The sequence below is a fragment of the Pseudomonas sp. Pseusp16 genome, from assembly GCF_047324915.1.
Taxonomy (GTDB): Bacteria; Pseudomonadota; Gammaproteobacteria; order Pseudomonadales; family Pseudomonadaceae; genus Aquipseudomonas; species Aquipseudomonas fluorescens_CD.
On record NZ_CP168522.1, the window covers coordinates 2,482,562 to 2,498,219 of the forward strand.

General features: G+C 62.0%; 17 protein-coding genes and 1 pseudogene. 3 read left to right on the top strand and 15 right to left on the bottom strand.

Annotation, left to right across the window (positions count from 1 at the left end):
* Window positions 1-310 precede the first annotated feature (310 nt).
* The 15 genes and pseudogenes from ACEN8Q_RS11110 to ACEN8Q_RS11180 form a co-directional block, all read right to left on the bottom strand.
* A complete protein-coding gene (locus tag ACEN8Q_RS11110; protein ID WP_413428300.1) occupies window positions 311-850 on the bottom strand; it encodes a type II secretion system protein in 540 nt (179 codons plus the stop codon).
* Complete coding sequence (locus ACEN8Q_RS11115) at window positions 825-1,199, bottom strand: type II secretion system protein (protein WP_057397270.1); 375 nt, start codon at window positions 1,197-1,199, stop codon at window positions 825-827. The genes ACEN8Q_RS11110 and ACEN8Q_RS11115 overlap by 26 nt, the downstream gene beginning before the upstream one ends.
* 4 nt (window positions 1,200-1,203) lie before the next feature.
* Window positions 1,204-1,677: a type II secretion system protein gene (locus ACEN8Q_RS11120; RefSeq protein ID WP_413428301.1), complete on the bottom strand. Its 474-nt coding sequence runs from the start codon at window positions 1,675-1,677 to the stop codon at window positions 1,204-1,206.
* A 2-nt stretch (window positions 1,678-1,679) separates the two neighbouring features.
* Window positions 1,680-3,506, bottom strand: coding sequence for a secretin N-terminal domain-containing protein (locus ACEN8Q_RS11125; protein ID WP_413428302.1), 1,827 nt, complete (start codon window positions 3,504-3,506; stop codon window positions 1,680-1,682).
* Complete coding sequence (locus tag ACEN8Q_RS11130) at window positions 3,503-4,027, bottom strand: hypothetical protein (protein WP_413428303.1); 525 nt, start codon at window positions 4,025-4,027, stop codon at window positions 3,503-3,505. Before ACEN8Q_RS11130 ends, ACEN8Q_RS11125 begins: the two co-directional genes overlap by 4 nt.
* A complete protein-coding gene (locus ACEN8Q_RS11135) occupies window positions 4,027-4,575 on the bottom strand; it encodes a GspMb/PilO family protein (RefSeq protein WP_413428304.1) in 549 nt (182 codons plus the stop codon). Before ACEN8Q_RS11135 ends, ACEN8Q_RS11130 begins: the two co-directional genes overlap by 1 nt.
* On the bottom strand, window positions 4,562-5,107 hold the full coding sequence (locus tag ACEN8Q_RS11140; protein WP_413705174.1) for a PilN domain-containing protein: 546 nt from the start codon (window positions 5,105-5,107) through the stop codon (window positions 4,562-4,564). Before ACEN8Q_RS11140 ends, ACEN8Q_RS11135 begins: the two co-directional genes overlap by 14 nt.
* Window position 5,108: 1 nt before the next feature.
* Complete coding sequence (locus ACEN8Q_RS11145; RefSeq protein ID WP_413705175.1) at window positions 5,109-5,912, bottom strand: hypothetical protein; 804 nt, start codon at window positions 5,910-5,912, stop codon at window positions 5,109-5,111.
* Complete coding sequence (locus tag ACEN8Q_RS11150) at window positions 5,893-7,599, bottom strand: GspE/PulE family protein (protein WP_413428307.1); 1,707 nt, start codon at window positions 7,597-7,599, stop codon at window positions 5,893-5,895. The genes ACEN8Q_RS11145 and ACEN8Q_RS11150 overlap by 20 nt, the downstream gene beginning before the upstream one ends.
* 84 nt (window positions 7,600-7,683) lie before the next feature.
* Window positions 7,684-8,217, bottom strand: a complete 534-nt coding sequence (locus tag ACEN8Q_RS11155; protein WP_413428308.1) for a response regulator — start codon at window positions 8,215-8,217, stop codon at window positions 7,684-7,686.
* Between the two features lie 223 nt (window positions 8,218-8,440).
* Window positions 8,441-9,379, bottom strand: coding sequence for a peptidylprolyl isomerase (locus ACEN8Q_RS11160; RefSeq protein ID WP_413705176.1), 939 nt, complete (start codon window positions 9,377-9,379; stop codon window positions 8,441-8,443).
* Between the two features lie 13 nt (window positions 9,380-9,392).
* Window positions 9,393-10,943 (bottom strand): ABC transporter substrate-binding protein, encoded by a 1,551-nt coding sequence (locus ACEN8Q_RS11165; RefSeq protein ID WP_413428310.1) that lies wholly within the window; start codon window positions 10,941-10,943, stop codon window positions 9,393-9,395.
* A gap of 36 nt (window positions 10,944-10,979) precedes the next feature.
* Window positions 10,980-11,252: pseudogene (locus ACEN8Q_RS11170) on the bottom strand (SCO family protein); the annotation flags it as partial.
* An 11-nt stretch (window positions 11,253-11,263) separates the two neighbouring features.
* Window positions 11,264-11,917: an SCO family protein gene (locus ACEN8Q_RS11175; protein WP_413428312.1), complete on the bottom strand. Its 654-nt coding sequence runs from the start codon at window positions 11,915-11,917 to the stop codon at window positions 11,264-11,266.
* A gap of 462 nt (window positions 11,918-12,379) precedes the next feature.
* The gene (locus ACEN8Q_RS11180) at window positions 12,380-12,988 is read right to left on the bottom strand and encodes a lytic transglycosylase domain-containing protein (protein WP_057397278.1); all 609 of its coding nucleotides are present in this window, start codon (window positions 12,986-12,988) and stop codon (window positions 12,380-12,382) included.
* A gap of 195 nt (window positions 12,989-13,183) precedes the next feature.
* Between ACEN8Q_RS11180 and gspG the strand changes: the two genes are divergently transcribed.
* The 3 genes from gspG to ACEN8Q_RS11195 all read left to right on the top strand — a co-directional run bounded on the left by gspG (window position 13,184) and on the right by ACEN8Q_RS11195 (window position 15,529).
* Complete coding sequence (gene gspG, locus ACEN8Q_RS11185; RefSeq protein ID WP_085718840.1) at window positions 13,184-13,618, top strand: type II secretion system major pseudopilin GspG; 435 nt, start codon at window positions 13,184-13,186, stop codon at window positions 13,616-13,618.
* Window positions 13,619-13,632: 14 nt separating this feature from the next.
* The gene (locus ACEN8Q_RS11190) at window positions 13,633-14,820 is read left to right on the top strand and encodes a type II secretion system F family protein (protein WP_413428311.1); all 1,188 of its coding nucleotides are present in this window, start codon (window positions 13,633-13,635) and stop codon (window positions 14,818-14,820) included.
* Window positions 14,821-14,974: 154 nt separating this feature from the next.
* Entirely contained in the window at window positions 14,975-15,529 is a 555-nt protein-coding gene (locus tag ACEN8Q_RS11195; protein ID WP_413705177.1) for a hypothetical protein, read from the top strand.
* Window positions 15,530-15,658: the final 129 nt, after the last annotated feature.

The following is a 15,658-nucleotide window of genomic DNA, read 5'->3' on the forward strand; positions in this document are numbered from 1 at the left end:
CGACGCAGTCGAACTCATTGCATGTAGGTCGAGCGCAGCCGACCGGAGGGCAATGCCCCCGGATGAATGCCGGAGCGAAGGAACCCCGAGCCTTGGCGAGGGGCCGGACGTTCGGGGCGAGCGTTTTTTTGCTTACTTTTTTTAGGCGCTTGTAAAAAAGTGAGTCGCCGTAAGGGCGAAACCCTAAGTCGCCGTAACCCAAAAAACGGATATGTACCCAGTCAGGCCGCCTTCGCGAGCAAGCCCGCTCCCACAGAAGAGCAGAGCGAAGGCAGATCGGCATACACAAATGCCCCCAGTCAGCGACGATTCATGGCTGCAAAGCCTGGGGCTCGGTGGACTGTGCTTTCGGCGGCCCCTCGGTTTCCTCGAGGGAGGCTTTCTCGGCCACGAACTGCCAGTCCTTGTAGCTGGCCATGCCGTTGAAGTCCGACCACTGGCTGGGAAAGTTCACCTGCTTGAGCGGCTTCTCCGTGGACGGGCAATACACACCGCTGATACGCCCGTCGATACCGCGAATCAGCTCCCATTCGCCACCTGTCATCGGCTCCGGGTACAACTGCCGGATATGGTGCCTGGCCGACGGAAAACGCTCGTCCTGCAACAGGTCCGCGAGTTCTTTCGGGTACTGCGCCACACCGGGCGAACTTCGGTAATAGCTGCGCAGCGCCTGGGCATACTGCGTACCGACCCAGAGCAACTGGTTTTCGCGATCCCGGCGCGCGGCGGTGGCCCACAACTCGCCGGCACTGGCCAGGCCCATGCCAATCACGACGATCAGAAACAGCACCCCCAGGTAGGTGAAGCCATCCTGGTCCGATGGCTTACCACTCGGAATAAAGGCTGCCATCACGTGCCCTCCCTTTGGCCCCACTCTTGATGTCAGCCACCCCGCCCGCCACGCCATCCGGTGGTGCAACCACAACCCAGGCGTCCTTGCGCTCGACAATCGGGTCCAGCGGCTGGTTACGCAGGTAGCGCAGTTCGACCAGCTGTTCGATGGAGTCGGGATAACGCCCGGTGTCCCCGTAATAGTGGTCCAGCGCCTCGCGCATGGACGACAGGCTCTGGTGCAGGGTGGTCTCTTTCGAGGCCTCCAGACTGTTGAAGTAGCGTGGCAAGGCAATCGTCATCAGGGTCGCGATGATTGCCAGGACCACCATCAGTTCAATGAGGGTAAAACCCTTTTGCCGACGCATATGCTCACCACTCTCGGTAGGCGATGCCGTTGAGACCCTTGCCCCGGGCCTTGGAGTAAACGTCAAAGACGTCCTGGCCCTCCCGCGGGTTCTCAGCGGAACTGTCATAGGAACGCAGGCCCCAGCCACCATTGTCGTCACGCTTGATGGTGGCCAACGGGTCACGGGGGATGCGCCGCAGGAAATAGAACTTGGCACCCTTGGCGCTACGCACGTCACGCACACCGTCGACCAGCACTTTCAGGTTCGGCGGGTAGCCATTGCTGTCGAGCGACTTCTCGATGTAGCCGGCGTCGAAGGCACGTTTGTAGGCGTCGATGCCGTCGCGGATCTGGTACAGCGCGGTCCGCAGTTCCTGTTCTTTGCCCCGGCGCACCACGGTCTCGGTCAGCGGTGCGGCCATGCTGGCCAGCAGGCCCACCAGGGCCAGCGTCACCACGACTTCGATCAGGCTGAAACCGCGTTGCGAGGCGTTCATGATCAAGGCTTCCCGACAGTAACCGTGGTGGCGATCGGTGTGCTCATGGGGTTCGTCTGAACCGTCGTGCTCATCGAGCGGTCCGGTGCCTGGATGTGCATGCTGGTTTCGGTACCGGTCGGGAATTCCATATCCGACGGGCTCTGGTACGGCAGGTTGCGCACGATCCGCGGGGTGATCGACAGCACCAGCTCGGACTTGCTGACGTCATCCTTGTTGCTGCCGAACAGGCGACCCAGGCCGGGAATGTCACCCAGGCCGGGAATCTTGTTGCCGGTGGCGCCATGGTCGTTGCGCACCAGACCGGCGAGGATCTGGGTTTCGCCGTCATGCAGACGCAAGGTGGTCTGGGCGTTGCGGGTATCGACCTGGACCGGAATGGTGCCCTGGCGGGTCGGTTCCAGCGGCGTGGCGTTACTGACTTCCAGCGCGACCTTGATCGCCACTTCGTTGTTCAGGTGCACGATCGGTTGCACTTCGAGCTTGAGACCGACGTCGAGGTAGGTCACGCTTTCGGTGATCACCGGGCCCTGGGTCGAAGGCACCGACGTGGCGCTGATGATCGGCACACGCTGACCGATGTGGATGCGCGCCTGTTCACGGTTACTCACCCGAATCACCGGGCTGGCCAGGGTGTTGATGTCCTTGTCCTGGGCATTGATCTTGGCCTGCGGCGCTGGCGAGATGGAAATCCGGCTGGAGTCGATGCCCTTGAGTTGGTCAAGAATGGACACTGGCGAGCCGTCGCTGTTGATCACACCGAAGGTGTTGGGCCATTGCAGGCCAAGGTCGAGAATGCGCTGACGGGCGACTTCCATCACTTCCACTTCCAGCACCACTTCCGGGTTGGACTGGTCCTGGGACTGCAGGAGTTTTTCCGCCATGCGCACCGCGTCACCGGTATCGCGCATGGTCAGAGTGTTGAGGCGCTCGTCAACGAACACGTCGCGGGTCTTGAGCATGGTTTTGATCATGTTCAGCGCCGTGTTGGCATCGATGCTGGTCAGGTAGAAGGTGCGCATCACCAGCTCCTGATAATCCTTGAGCTTCTGCGGCGAGTCCGGGTAGATCAGCAGGGTGTTTTCATTCACCACTTTCTGATGCAGCTGATTCTGTTGCAGCAGCAGCTCCACGGCGTCTTCGATACGTACGTCGCGTACGAAGATCGTGGCTTTCATGTCCGGGCGCAGATCCTTGTCGAAGATGAAGTTCAGGCCGGCGACCTGGGACAGCACTTCGAAAATGGTCTTGAGGTTGGCATCGCGAAATTCCAGGGTCACCGGCCGGTCCAGGCGCGTACGCAACTGCGGGTACTGCACCACATTGCGGCTCTGCACCAGGCGGATGCTGTCTTGCAGCTCCAGGGCACCTTGGTTATTCGGGTCCAGTTCGAGAATCTGTTTGACCTGGCGGTCGGCTCCGTAGATGTCACCGCGACGCAGGTCGCCACGGGCCAGTTCGAGTTTCTCATCCATGCTGCGCAGGTAGTCGAGCTGGTGCAGGGAATCCTGGGCACGACGGTTGTGCGGTTCGATGGTCAATACCCGGCTGTAAGTCATGCGGGCCCCGGCGAAATTACGCTGGGCCCGGTCCATGTCAGCCTGGGTCAGCAGCGCCGTCACGGCGCGGGCCCGACCGCTGTTGAGGGCCATGTGCAGATCGGTATCGCGAGGGTTTTCACGCAATCCCTGTTCGATGCGGGCCAGACCGGCTTCGTACTGACCCGACTCCATCAGGGCCGAAGCTTCGTCCCTGGCAACCTGCGCCGAACTGCACGCGGCCAACCCTGCGCACAGGCAGAGGCTCATCAGCAAACGGGATTTGTTCATTCCGTACTCCCCACAGGCAAGGTCTGCGCTAAACGCAGAGGCAGGTAGACCAGGCTCAGCTCCTCATCGGAAATCCGCTCGATCCGCCAGGTGTCGTCGATTACATCCCCTTTGCGCACGACGTATATTTTTTCGCCGTTCTGCAAGAACACCTGCAGATCGGAACGGTCATCCAGCCTGCCGACAAACTGGAAGGGCAACGGCGGTGCAGTGGGGGTTTGCACCACCGGATTAACGATTTCCGATTGTTCAGTGACGGTGCCGGTGCCGGGGGCCGCTGCCGCTTTCCAGCTGCGGGCGGCGAACAGGTCGCCGGCCGGGCTCAGATCCTTGATCGGCGTCACCGCAGCGGCAGTCGATGCCGCCGCCGATGCGCCAGGGGTCTTGTCTCTGGTTGGCGTGGCTACGGTGGCCACCGCGGGCTCGCTGTCGTCAGCCTGTTTGAAGTATTCGGGGAACCAGGCGAGCGCTGCCGCTACACCGAAGAACACCACCCAACCCACCACTCGTTTGGTATTCATCATGACCTCGACAGGTAAAGGGTCATGCGGATTCGCCCGGTCAGGTCGGTTTCGGCGATGTTCTTGCGCTGGAACTCCACATCCTCCAGTACCACCGCCGGCAACTGGCCAAGCAAGGCGTGCAGGAAACGCCGCAGTTGCGGATAGCTGCCCCGTACCGGCAGCAGGATCTGATAACGGGCCAGGTGCGTCTTGGGGTCCACGCCCAGGGAGTATTCACCCCGGGACAAGGTGATGCGCTCCTGGGCGGCCAGGGCATAGATCCTGTCGATGACCACCGTGGCCTGAGGCTGGGACGGTAACTTGCTGCGGAAGTCGTCGAGCTGGCGCTGCGGCACAACCGGTGCAGCCACGGTGCCGTCTTCGACCTTGGCCAGGTACTCGGTGGCTTCGCGGGTCTGCTGGTTGAGGTTTTGCAGCGACTCCCAGTCCGGCAGCAACCCGACCAGGCCATAGCTCAGCGCCAGCACCAGCATGCCCAGCCCTGCCAGCCCCGGAACGCCCAGGCCTTGCAGGTATTCGTGGACGATCAATTTATGGATTTGCATCGCCGATCTCCCAGGTAGCCGACAGGTTGAACTGCACCGGGTGTTCCGGCACGTTGGCGACAATTTCGTGGTCCAGCAGCGACACGTCGGACAGCTCGCCGCTGGCTTCGAGGCGGCGGTGGAAATCGAGCATGGCGTCCAGGTCCAGCGCCTCGGCGCTGATCCGCACCTGGCCCTTGCGGGCATCGGGGGTCAGGCTCAGCAGGGCAATGTTGTCCCGCGGCATGGCTTCGAGGGTGGCGAACAAGCGTTCCCAGGGGCGGCGCAGCTGCTGCGAGACCTTGCGCATTTCAGCCAGGTTCTGTGCCTGCTCGCGGATTTGCGCCGGGGTCAGGCTGACCTTGCTGCCGTTATCGCCAGTGAGCACCCGCTGTGTGGTTTGCAGGTGGCCTTGCTGTTGTTCGGCCTCGTTGCTCAGGTGCTGCTGCACCAGCAGGCAAGTCAGTGTCAGCACCACGCCACCGGCCAGCAGGCTCCAGCCCAGAGGACCGCAACGGCGACGCGGCTGAAAGTCGAGCATCAGGGGGCGCATGTCAGGCCACCGCCCGAGACATGACGTACAGGCAATCGCGTACGGCTGTCCGGTCCTCTTCGAGGGTGCGCAGATGCGCACCGGGCACGTCAGGGGGCGAATCGATGCGCGCCGGTGCATGCAGGTAGACATTCAACGGCCGATCGCTGGTGGATGCCTGCAACTGGTTTTCACGGCCGATCAGTGCGCTCAGCGCGGCATCGCTGTCGCTGCTGCCCACCGAGCGCACCGAGGTCCAGCGCCCCTCCCGGGCCAGCAGCAAAATGCTGCGTACCGGTTCGGCGACCACGAACAGGAAGTCTCCGGCATCAAGGCTTTTATCGAAATGGTTGAACGCCGCCATCAGGTACGGCTGCACCGAACGCAAGCGCAGGCCGCGAGCGCTGACCACGGCGCGCAGGCGTTCGAGCAAGTCCTGTGGCAGCGCGGTGGCGATACGGTCGTAACCGGCGGGTTCGGGCGACAGCACCATGCTCCAGGGTTGCGCCGGGGCACCGTAGAGGTCTTCGAAACACAGTTGGGCGAAGCCGAGCAATTCGGCCGGGCTGCTGATCTGCTCGCTCCAGGGCACCAGGCAATAGCGGCTGAAGTGTCCGGAGATCACCACGGTCAGTTCTGCCCTGGCAACGGCATGTTCGGCCAGCAAACGGTCGAGGGTGTCGAGGGCCACCGTCCAGGCCTGGAAACCTTCGTCGATGTAGCCGACGCTGCCCAGCCAGTGGGTTGCACTGCCCTGCCGTTGCCCCAGGCCGACACCGCTGGCGCCGAGCACGGCGACAAATTGCTCACGAGATAAAAGTGACACGATTGATCTCCTCGAGAGTGGTCCGGCCTTGTTCCACCAGTTCCAGCGCCGACTCGCGCAACAGACGCAAGCCATGTTTGCAGGCATGGGCCTTGATTCTGGAAATGGGTTGGCGCTCGACGATCATTTGCCGCAGCTCGTCGTCCAGGTGCAGCAGCTCGGCAATCGCGCTACGCCCGCGATAACCGGTGCCGCGGCAATGCCCGCAGCCCTTGCCGTGGACGAACTGGAAGTGAGCGACCTTTTGCGGATCGAGCCCCGAGACCTCCAGCTCTTCGACTGTCGGGCTGTACGGGGCGCTGCAACTGGTACAGACCAGGCGGATCAAACGCTGGGCCAGCACGGCATTGAGCGCCGAGACCAGGCTGTAGGGGTCGATTTCCATCTGGGTGAAACGGCTGATCACGTCGAACACGTTGTTGGCGTGAATGGTGGTGAACACCAGGTGACCGGTGAGCGCCGATTGCACGGCGATCTGTGCGGTGTCCGGGTCGCGGATTTCACCGACCATGATCTTGTCCGGATCATGCCGCAGGATCGAGCGCAGGCCCCGGGCGAACGTCAGGCCTTTTTTCTCGTTGACCGGGATTTGCAGCACGCCCGGCAGTTGATATTCCACCGGGTCTTCAATGGTGATGATCTTGTCCACGCCATGGTTGATCTCGGTGATCATCGCGTACAGGGTGGTGGTCTTGCCGCTACCGGTAGGCCCGGTCACCAGCACCATGCCGTAGGGTTCGGCGGCCAGCCGGCGCAGCTGGCGCAGGGTTTCGTCTTCAAAGCCCAGGGCCTGCAGTTGCACGCCACAGACCTTGTCGGCGAGGTCTTGTTTGTCGAGTACCCGCAGTACCGCGTCTTCGCCGAAGATGCTCGGCATGATCGACACCCGGAAGTCGATCTGCCGGCCGCTGATACCGACTTTGAAACGACCATCCTGGGGCACACGCTTTTCGCCGATGTCCAGTTCGGCCATGACCTTGACCCGGGAAATCACCTGCTCGGCGAACTCGCTGCCCTGGATCTTGCTGATGTTGTTGAGCACGCCGTCGATCCGGTACTTGATCACCAGGCCGCTGCCGGTGGTGCCGAGGTGGATGTCGCTGGCGTGCATTTTCAGCGCGTCGTACAGGGTCGAGTTGACCAGTTTGACCACCACGCTGGAGTCTTCGCTGATGCTGGTCAGGGACAGGCTTTGCACGGTGTCGATTTCGGTTCCGGCCTCGGCCTGGGCGTTGAGCGACTCCACCGCATGGAAACTTTCTTCGTGCCGCGCCAGGTAGGCCTTCAGGTCGTCGGCATGCACCAGGTACAGCGGCGCGCCGTGCAGGCATTCATCGATCCAGGCCAGGCGCGCACTGTCAAAAGGGTCGGCGAACACACCGATGACCGCATCGTCATGGCGCAGCAGGATGAATTCGCGCTTGAGGCATTGGGCCAGGGTCACCCGGTCGAACACCGGGGTGGAGTTGAACAGGCTGTCGGTGTCGAGCACCGGATAGTGCAGGGTTACACCCAGGCACTGGATGAAAGGCATGGGAGCCAGTCCACTCAACTCCCCGAGGGTGTCCAGCATCCGCTCGCCGGAACTGGTGGCCTGGGCCCGGGCCTGGGCCAGTTGTTCACTGGTAAATCGAGTCGGTACACATTCCTGTTGCGCCGGTTCTACAACAAGGGATAGACGGTCCATGGCATGCTCTCCAACGCCCGGGGCTTTGAGCCCTGTCGGCGCGACGAGCAATTTCGGCGGGGGCCGGAACGGCGTGTCGCGCCACTACTCCCCGGTGAGCAATTGTTCGTCGTCCGGTGCCATGGAGGCCGATGTATTTTTTCGGCGATCTGCAAGCACCCAACTACCGTCGTACAACTGCAGCGGGAAACTTTCGGTCCTGCTCTGGCGTCGTTCGACGAATCCTTCGCAAGTGCTCACACCCGGTCTGGGTTCGCGCTTCCTGCCCAGAAGATCAAGTACTGCACGGGCCAGTTCCGCCAGTGGAAACGGTTTGAACAGGATATGGCTGACTCCCAGTTGCCGGGCCCGCTCGCAAACTTCCGCGGTTGGATGCCCAGTGATCAGCACAAAATGACAATTCCTGTTCTGGCGGACGGCATCGAGCACCTGAAAGCCTTCCATATCGGGCAAGCGGTAATCGAACACCATCACATCGGGTGCGAAATCGTCAGCTTCGGCGATTCCTTGTGCACCGTCGTGAGCAATCCGGACTTCCAGTGCTTGCGCCTGCAGGTAACCCTGGAGGTTTTCCGCCAGCAACTGTTCGTCATCAACAACCAGTACTTTGTTCAACAAGGTCGACTCCTTGAAACCGCAGGTCCGGGATTGAACCTGGCCGAGTGCGCGCCTTGACAGGACTTACGCACACTTCATGCCAGGCTGAGCGCCGGTAATGTCAGGTCTTCATGTCCTTGAATTTAAAAACAATGCCTTCTCGTACAGGCATTCGATCCCCCCAAACACGGGGGAAGCGATCGGATCGTCGCTGACGTTTTTCCCCCACTTTTGGGGAACCCCCCTATTCATCGTCAATCCGCTCGATTCGATTGCGCGAGCGCAATTGCGCCAGTGCCTGCAAGCGCGCTTGAACCTGTTGTTGCCGGGCGAGGTAAGCCCGAACCATTTCAAGCCCTTGCTCCTGCGGGACATTGGTCGCCTCCATGTGGTTTTCCAGATAAATCAAATGCCAGCCCACCGACGTACGCACAGGTTCGCTGACAGCCCCCGGTGCCAGGGCAAACGCGACAGCCTCGAACTCCGGCAGCATCCGTCCACGGGGAAAGTAGCCCAAGTCGCCACCTTCGCTGGCCGACGCGTCTTCGGACCCGCTGCGGGCAAGGCTGGCGAAATCGGCCCCGGCAACGATGGACGCCCGCATTCCCATCAAGCGTAGCCGCGCGGCTTCGACAGTGGAAGGGTCTGCGCCGGGCCCTACCTTGACCAGGATATGCCGGGCCTGCACTGCTTCGGGCCGGTTCATCTCGGCACGGTGCTCTTCGTAGAACGCCCGGACCTGTTTTTCGTCTGGCTCACCGGCCTGGGTGAGGTCATTGAACACTTGCCGGGCCGCCAGTTCACGGCGGGTGTATTCGGTGTAACCGGCATCTTCAAGACGCCTGGCAAACACCTCGGCACCGCCCATGGCCTGGCGGGTCTGATCGATCCGGTCCTTGACCACGGCATCACTGATCACCACGCCGCGCTTGATGGCTTCCTGCCACAACAATTCGCGGTCGATCAAGGCATCCAGCGCGGCCTTGCGCAGTTGCCGGTAGGCTTTGGGATTGTCAATGCTGCCTTCCACCCGGCCCTGGTCTTCCAGGTATTCGGCGAAATAGCGCTCCAGGCGTAACCGGGAAATTTCCTCGCCATTGACCCGCGCCGCGGCCGGGCCATTGCTGCACCACGCCACGGGCCCCCACAGCGTCAACAGGACCAGCAAAGTGTTGAGTTTCATGATCGGCCTCCCGTCAGGGCGTGGCAGCAATGGGCTTATAGGGGGCGACCAGATAAAAACGCTGGTCCGGCAGATCCACCGTGACGATATGGGCACCGCTCAAGCCCAGGCGTCGGCCAGGACCAAAGCTGATCAGTGGCGTCAGCCCGGTATCGAAGTCATGCAGGCCTTCCAGGGCACTGACCAGCTTGCCGCGGCTGGCATCCCGCCCGGCCTGCTTCATGCCTTCGCTGAGCAGCATCATCGAACTGAACGCCCCCACTTGCAGCACCGCGTGCTGGCCACCGAGGCCCTGGTGTTCGCGCAATTGGGTCAGGGCCAGGCGCCCGGCCAGGGTCCAGTCGCTGGGCACGAACGGATAGGCCAGGAACACCCGCCGGGAAAATCCACTGGGCACCTGCGTCAGATTGCCCGCCACCTGGTTCGAGGTGGCGAACAGGTAAGGCACCTGCCCCGCCGTTTGCAAGCGCTCGGCCAGTCGACTGAAACCGCTGCTGCTGCCCAGGTAAAACACCGAGCGCGACCCCAGGGGCAAATCATCCCCGGTCGGGTCATAGGCTTGCAGGCGCACCTTCTGCCAGGCGTGCCCCTGCAAGTACCGGCCAAGTTCCTGCGCCGCCAGCCGTTGACCGGATTCGTCCGGATAGGCGATCAGCGTCGGCCCCTGAAGCACCCGCAGGCTGGCACCGGCGTATTCGGCCAGGGCGATCAATTGCTCGCGAAGCCCCGGCAGCGGTTCGAATATCTGCGGGCTGGTGTGGGGCGTGCCCTGCAAGGACAGCGGCCCGATCAGGGGAATGCCGGCCTCTTCCAGACGCGCGGCAAGGTCCATGTCCAATGCTGGCGCCAGCGGGGCAATCAGGGCAAACACCTGCTCCTCATCGATCAACCGGTCCAACGCCTTTTCGGCACTGACGCGGTCGGTGCCGGGATCAAGGATGGTCAGGCGCAACTGCCGGCCATGAATTCCGCCCGCCTCGTTGATACGCGCCACGCAGCCGTTGAGCACCGCCGCCACCGTGGCCCCCTCCTCGCTCAATGGCCCGGCACCCGGCAACAAAGTGCCCAGGTGCAGAGTGTCGGGGCTCAGGCCCGGATCGCGGTCTTCGGCCAGACGCTTGAGGTACGCCGTGAGGTTGCGTTGATCGTTCGTCGACAACACGAACCGTGGCATTGTCGGATCGAGCCGGTTGTTGCCGGGGTCGCGCCCCTCCTGTACCGCCCGCGCCAGGGTGCTGTCGCTGTAGGCCGGATAACTGCGGCCGTTGACCTGCTGCTGGCCGGGAGTGCTGGCCAGCCGCGACCAGCTCAAGTCCGGTGGTCGCACCCTGCCTTCCGGGCGACCGAGGCCGTCGTCGCCATGACAACTGGCGCACGGCAGTTGGGTGGCCGGTAGCACCATGTTGGATACGCCAACCCGGGCCATGATCGGCTCGCCACTGGCCGACACACCTTCGCGGTACAACCGCTTGCCGGCAATTTCGCTGAGGCTCAGCGGCAGCGCCTGGGCGCTGAACGTAAGGCTCCCGAGGAGCAGCAGGCCAAGGACCAGGGCAGTATTCATGGCCATGGCTCAGCGACCGGCCACAGGCATTGTCAACAACCCAAGGTCCATTTGCGCCTTGTCGCCGGTAAGAAAAAACCAGTGGGGCCCATCGATGCCCTCTTTCAAGGTGTAAACCTTGAGTACCGCCGGGGTGTCCCGCAGCGGATCACTGGTAAGGGAGATAAAGGAGATGCCGTCGGCCTTGTCGCCCAACGCTTCACGTATTTTATTGAGCTTGCGGGCAATCAGCGGGCAAGCATCGTTGCAACGGGTGAAAATCACATTGCGCAGCACCACCTGGTCCTGCAACGGCGCGTCGGCAAACCAGTCGATGGCTCTCATGGCTGCTGCTCCAAGGCGATGGCCGTGTGCTTGGCGTGGGTGTTGCGTTCACCACTGAGCTTTTCGACGGCCCGGGCCAGCTCCTTCGGGTCGGTGAGTCCGTAGTAACGGGTCCAGAAACGGTTGTTGCCGTCCCCCACCAGAATCTGCGGCGAGTGATTCTTGAAGTCACCGCTGTAGGCGAGCCCCTTGAGGGTGGCATCGACCGACTGCGGCGAACCGGTCAGCCAGCTCCAGCCCGGCCCAGCCTGGAACGTGCGGGCGTAGTCGCTCAGGCGCTGGGGATCATCACGCTGCGGGTCGATGCTGATCGACACCAGTTGCACCTCGGTGCCGACCCGCGCACCCAACTGCTTCTGCACCTTGCCCATGATCGAGGACACCATCGGGCAGACCGTGGTGCAACTGGTGTAGATGAAGCCCATGACCACGATCTTGTGCCTCACCAGGTCTTTTTCCAGACTGACGACCTTGCCGTCCTGGTCCAGCAGGTCCACGTCGGCAAACTTGATCCGGGTGGTCTCCGGACTGGCCTTCCCGGCGGCCATGTCGTGCCCGTCATGTTCATCCGACGAGTGAGCCAGCGCCTGGCCGATACCGATGGCCAACAGACAGAACGTCAGCAGGCCGCAATGTGCGAATCGGTTCATGTCAGCTTCCTCTTGGTGGGTATCGCCGGGTATGACCCGAACGCTGGCAATGGTCTTGTCGTCGAAACTCGAACCGAGGGACGCCACCGGCACGTGCAGGTACCAGGCACCGTTCTGGTCGAGGGTCACCGGGGCTTCATGAATACCGTCGCTTGCGCTCGCAACGTGCAATTGCGCAGGCAATCCCGATGCCGGGCATCGATGTCACCAACAACGGCAAATCAATCAGGGACGGGGCGCGAGATATGCCGATCATAGTCTCGGGCCTCGTTGCGGATCATCCGGGGTGAGCTTCTCGATAAATCGTCCAGAGCAATCTGCATGCCACAAAAAATTACGTTATTAATCATCTAGTTATGATAATGACTTGATAAACCGGGGGGGATATTCCCCACCCAACCCCCACTTTCTCGCTGGGGCCACTATTCCCCACTATTGGGGAAAATCGCCCCGGGGTTTCGATCACAGCGGCGCATCCGCGGACAACCCCTGCAAAAGCCGATACTGGTTCAGCACGCTGGGCACATAACGCTGGGTTTCGGCGAACGGCGGGACCACGTTGCCCCGGCTGAGCACCGCTTGCGGACCGGCGTTGTAGGCCGCCACGGCGAGGCGGATATCGTTGTCGAACATCGTCATCAGGCGCTTGAGATAACGGGCGCCACCCTGGATGTTGGCCTTGGGGTCGTAGACGTTGGTCACGCCCATTTCGCGGGCGGTGTCGGGCATCAATTGCATCAGCCCGCGAGCGCCCCTGGGTGAGGTTGCGCGGGCGTTGTATCTGGATTCGGTCTTGATCACTGCGTGCAGCAGCGCCGCCGGGAGTTCGTTGGCCGTGGCCGCCGCCGACACCAGCTCGGCATAGGGTTGCGCGGCGATCATCTGCGGTTGCTGGTCGAGGCTGACGACCGCCGCATCAGGTTCATGGATCACCCGTTCATAGTGGCGTCCGGGGCGGTGGACATTGGACAGGACGTAGCTGCCATTGGCGTCCACGGAAACAAACACATCGGCCTGTGCGGCGCCGGTCAACACAAGCAGACCCAGCAACCCGGTGGTGAGTGATTTCATTGTTATACCTCCCCTTTCCGGCCCCGAAAAATGGGGGTATTGCCCCAATGGCCAGTCGTGCAACAGCCATACGCAAGCACTGTGCCGTAAGTGAGAAGGCCCGTAGTACGGGGGGTGCAGAAGGATCACCAAACGTGAGCATGGCAATTGCATGCGTATACATGACAACTGTGCCGCCGACTGTGTGAGGTCATCATGAATCAGCGACTGTGTTATGCCCGGCGGACCCAAAGCGGGTTCACCCTGCTCGAACTGTTGGTGGTGCTGGTGGTGCTGGGGTTGTTGGCTGGCATCGTGGCGCCGAAGTATTTCGCCCAACTGGGTCGTTCCGAAGTGAAAGTGGCCAAGGCGCAAATAGAAGGCTTGAGCAAAGCCCTGGACCTTTATCGCCTGGAGGTCGGCCATTACCCGTCGACCGAACAGGGTTTGCAGGCGCTGGTCACTGCCCCCGCCGACGAACCGCGCTGGACCGGCCCATACCTGCAGAAAAAACTCCCGCTAGACCCCTGGGGCCACAACTACACCTATCGCTACCCGGGTGAAAACAGCGAGTACGACCTGCTGTCCATGGGCAAGGACGGACAACCCGGCGGTGAAGGCGAGAACGCCGAAGTCACCAACTGGAACTGACGGGAATGGCGACCATGCGCTTTCATCTCAAAGCCGTCGGCAAGGCAGGTGTCGTGTCAATGACCGTCGAGGCACCAGGGCACAGCGAAGCCAGGCGCATCGCCGAAGACCAGGGCCTGCGCGTCGTCAGCCTGCACGCCGAGCGACATTGGCGCGCGTTGCGCCTGCACCGGCGCGAGACGTTCAACCTGGTGTTGTTCAGCCAGGAACTGACCACCTTGCTCAACGCCGGCCTGCCGTTGATCGATGCGCTGGAAAGCCTGGCGGAAAAAGAAACCGCGCCACAGGCCCGTAAAACCTTGAGCGAGCTGGTGCGTTTGCTTTACGAGGGCAAATCGTTTTCCCAGGCTTTGAGTCAGCTGTCGGCCGTTTTCCCTGCGCTGTACGTTGCGCTGGTGCAGTCCAGTGAAAAGACCGGTGCCGTGGGCGATGCCCTGGGCCGGTATGTCAGCTATCGCCAACGCATGGACGAGGTTCGCCAGAAGATCGTAAGCGCGTCGATCTACCCCATGCTGTTGCTGGTGGTGGGCGGTGGCGTGGTGTTGTTTCTGATGGGTTATGTCGTACCGCGCTTCAGTCTGGTATTCGAGGGGCTGGGGTCGAACCTGCCATGGATGTCGCAGATCCTGATGAGCAGCGGCATGTTCCTTCACTCCCACCAGGGCGAATTCTTCGGCGGCCTGCTGGCCATCATCGTCGCCCTCGTCCTGCTCCAGCGCCAACCGGCCTTTCGTCGGGGGCTGGACCGCCTGATCGAAAAGCTCCCGGCGGTGCACCAGCGCATCTTCATGTATGAGCTGGCGCGCTTCTACCGTTCGCTGGGGATTCTGCTGCAAGGCGGCATTCCTCTGGTCACCGCCATGGGCATGGTCCGTGGCTTGCTCACCGTCGCCTCCCGCGCGCGCCTGGACCAGGCGTGCGAGCGGGTACGCGAGGGGCAGTCACTCTCTACCGCGCTGGAACTCAACCACCTGGTGACCCCCGTGTCGCTGCGCCTGCTGCGCGCTGGCGAACAGTCCGGCAATCTCGGGCAGATGATGGAGCGCAGCGCCGACTTCTACGACGAAGAAATCAGCCGCTGGATCGAGTGGTTCGTGCGGCTGTTCGAACCCTTGCTCATGACCTTCATCGGCCTGTTGATCGGGGTGATCGTGATCCTGATGTACATCCCGATTTTCGAGCTGGCCTCGAGCATCCACTGACCTTATGCAACAGGGTCGCGCTGCCCGTTGCATTTTTTCAACCGCCAATTGAATAAATCAGTCCAGCGAGGTGTTTAACAAGTTCCCATGGGAAGAAAGCAGCACGTAGCAATGTTCATCAACGTTCCAATCTGAACAAGAGACGGAGAACGACATGCACATCAATAAGCTTTTACTCGCAGTAGCTATTGGCGCGGTTCTGTCGGCGTCTACCGTACTGATTCCGGACCACCTGTCCGGGGTATCCAGTGCTCAGGCCAAGGAAGGGGGTAGTGGCGGTGGTGGTGGCGGCAGTGGTGGTGGAGGCGGCGGTGGAGGCGGCGGTGGAGGCAGCGGCGGTGGCGGCGGAAGTGGCGGTGGTGGCAGTGGTGGCGGCAGCGGCCACGGTGGCGACCATGGCAGCAACAGCGGCCATGGCAGTGCCAACAGCGGTTCGGGTCACTCCGGATCGGCCTCGTCCTCAGGACGCAGCGGCACCCATGATGAACCCGGGGATGACCGCGGCGTGCATCGCGCTGGTGAAGTCGGCGACGATCGTGGCGTTCATGCCAACGGCGAAGTCGGCGATGACCGAGGCGTTCATGCCAACGGCGAAGTCGGCGATGACCGAGGTGTCCATGCCCAGCCAGGGGATGACCGTGGCGTCCATGCCCAGCCAGGGGATAAACGGGGTGTCCATGTCGAGCCCGGCGATGACAAAAGGACCTGATTCCAACTGATCCCCATACACACAAAACCCTGTGGGAGCGGTGGTGCGGCGATCCGACTTGCTCGCGAATGCGGTGGGTCATCGAACATTGATGTCGACTGACACACCGCATTCGCGAGCAAGCCCGCT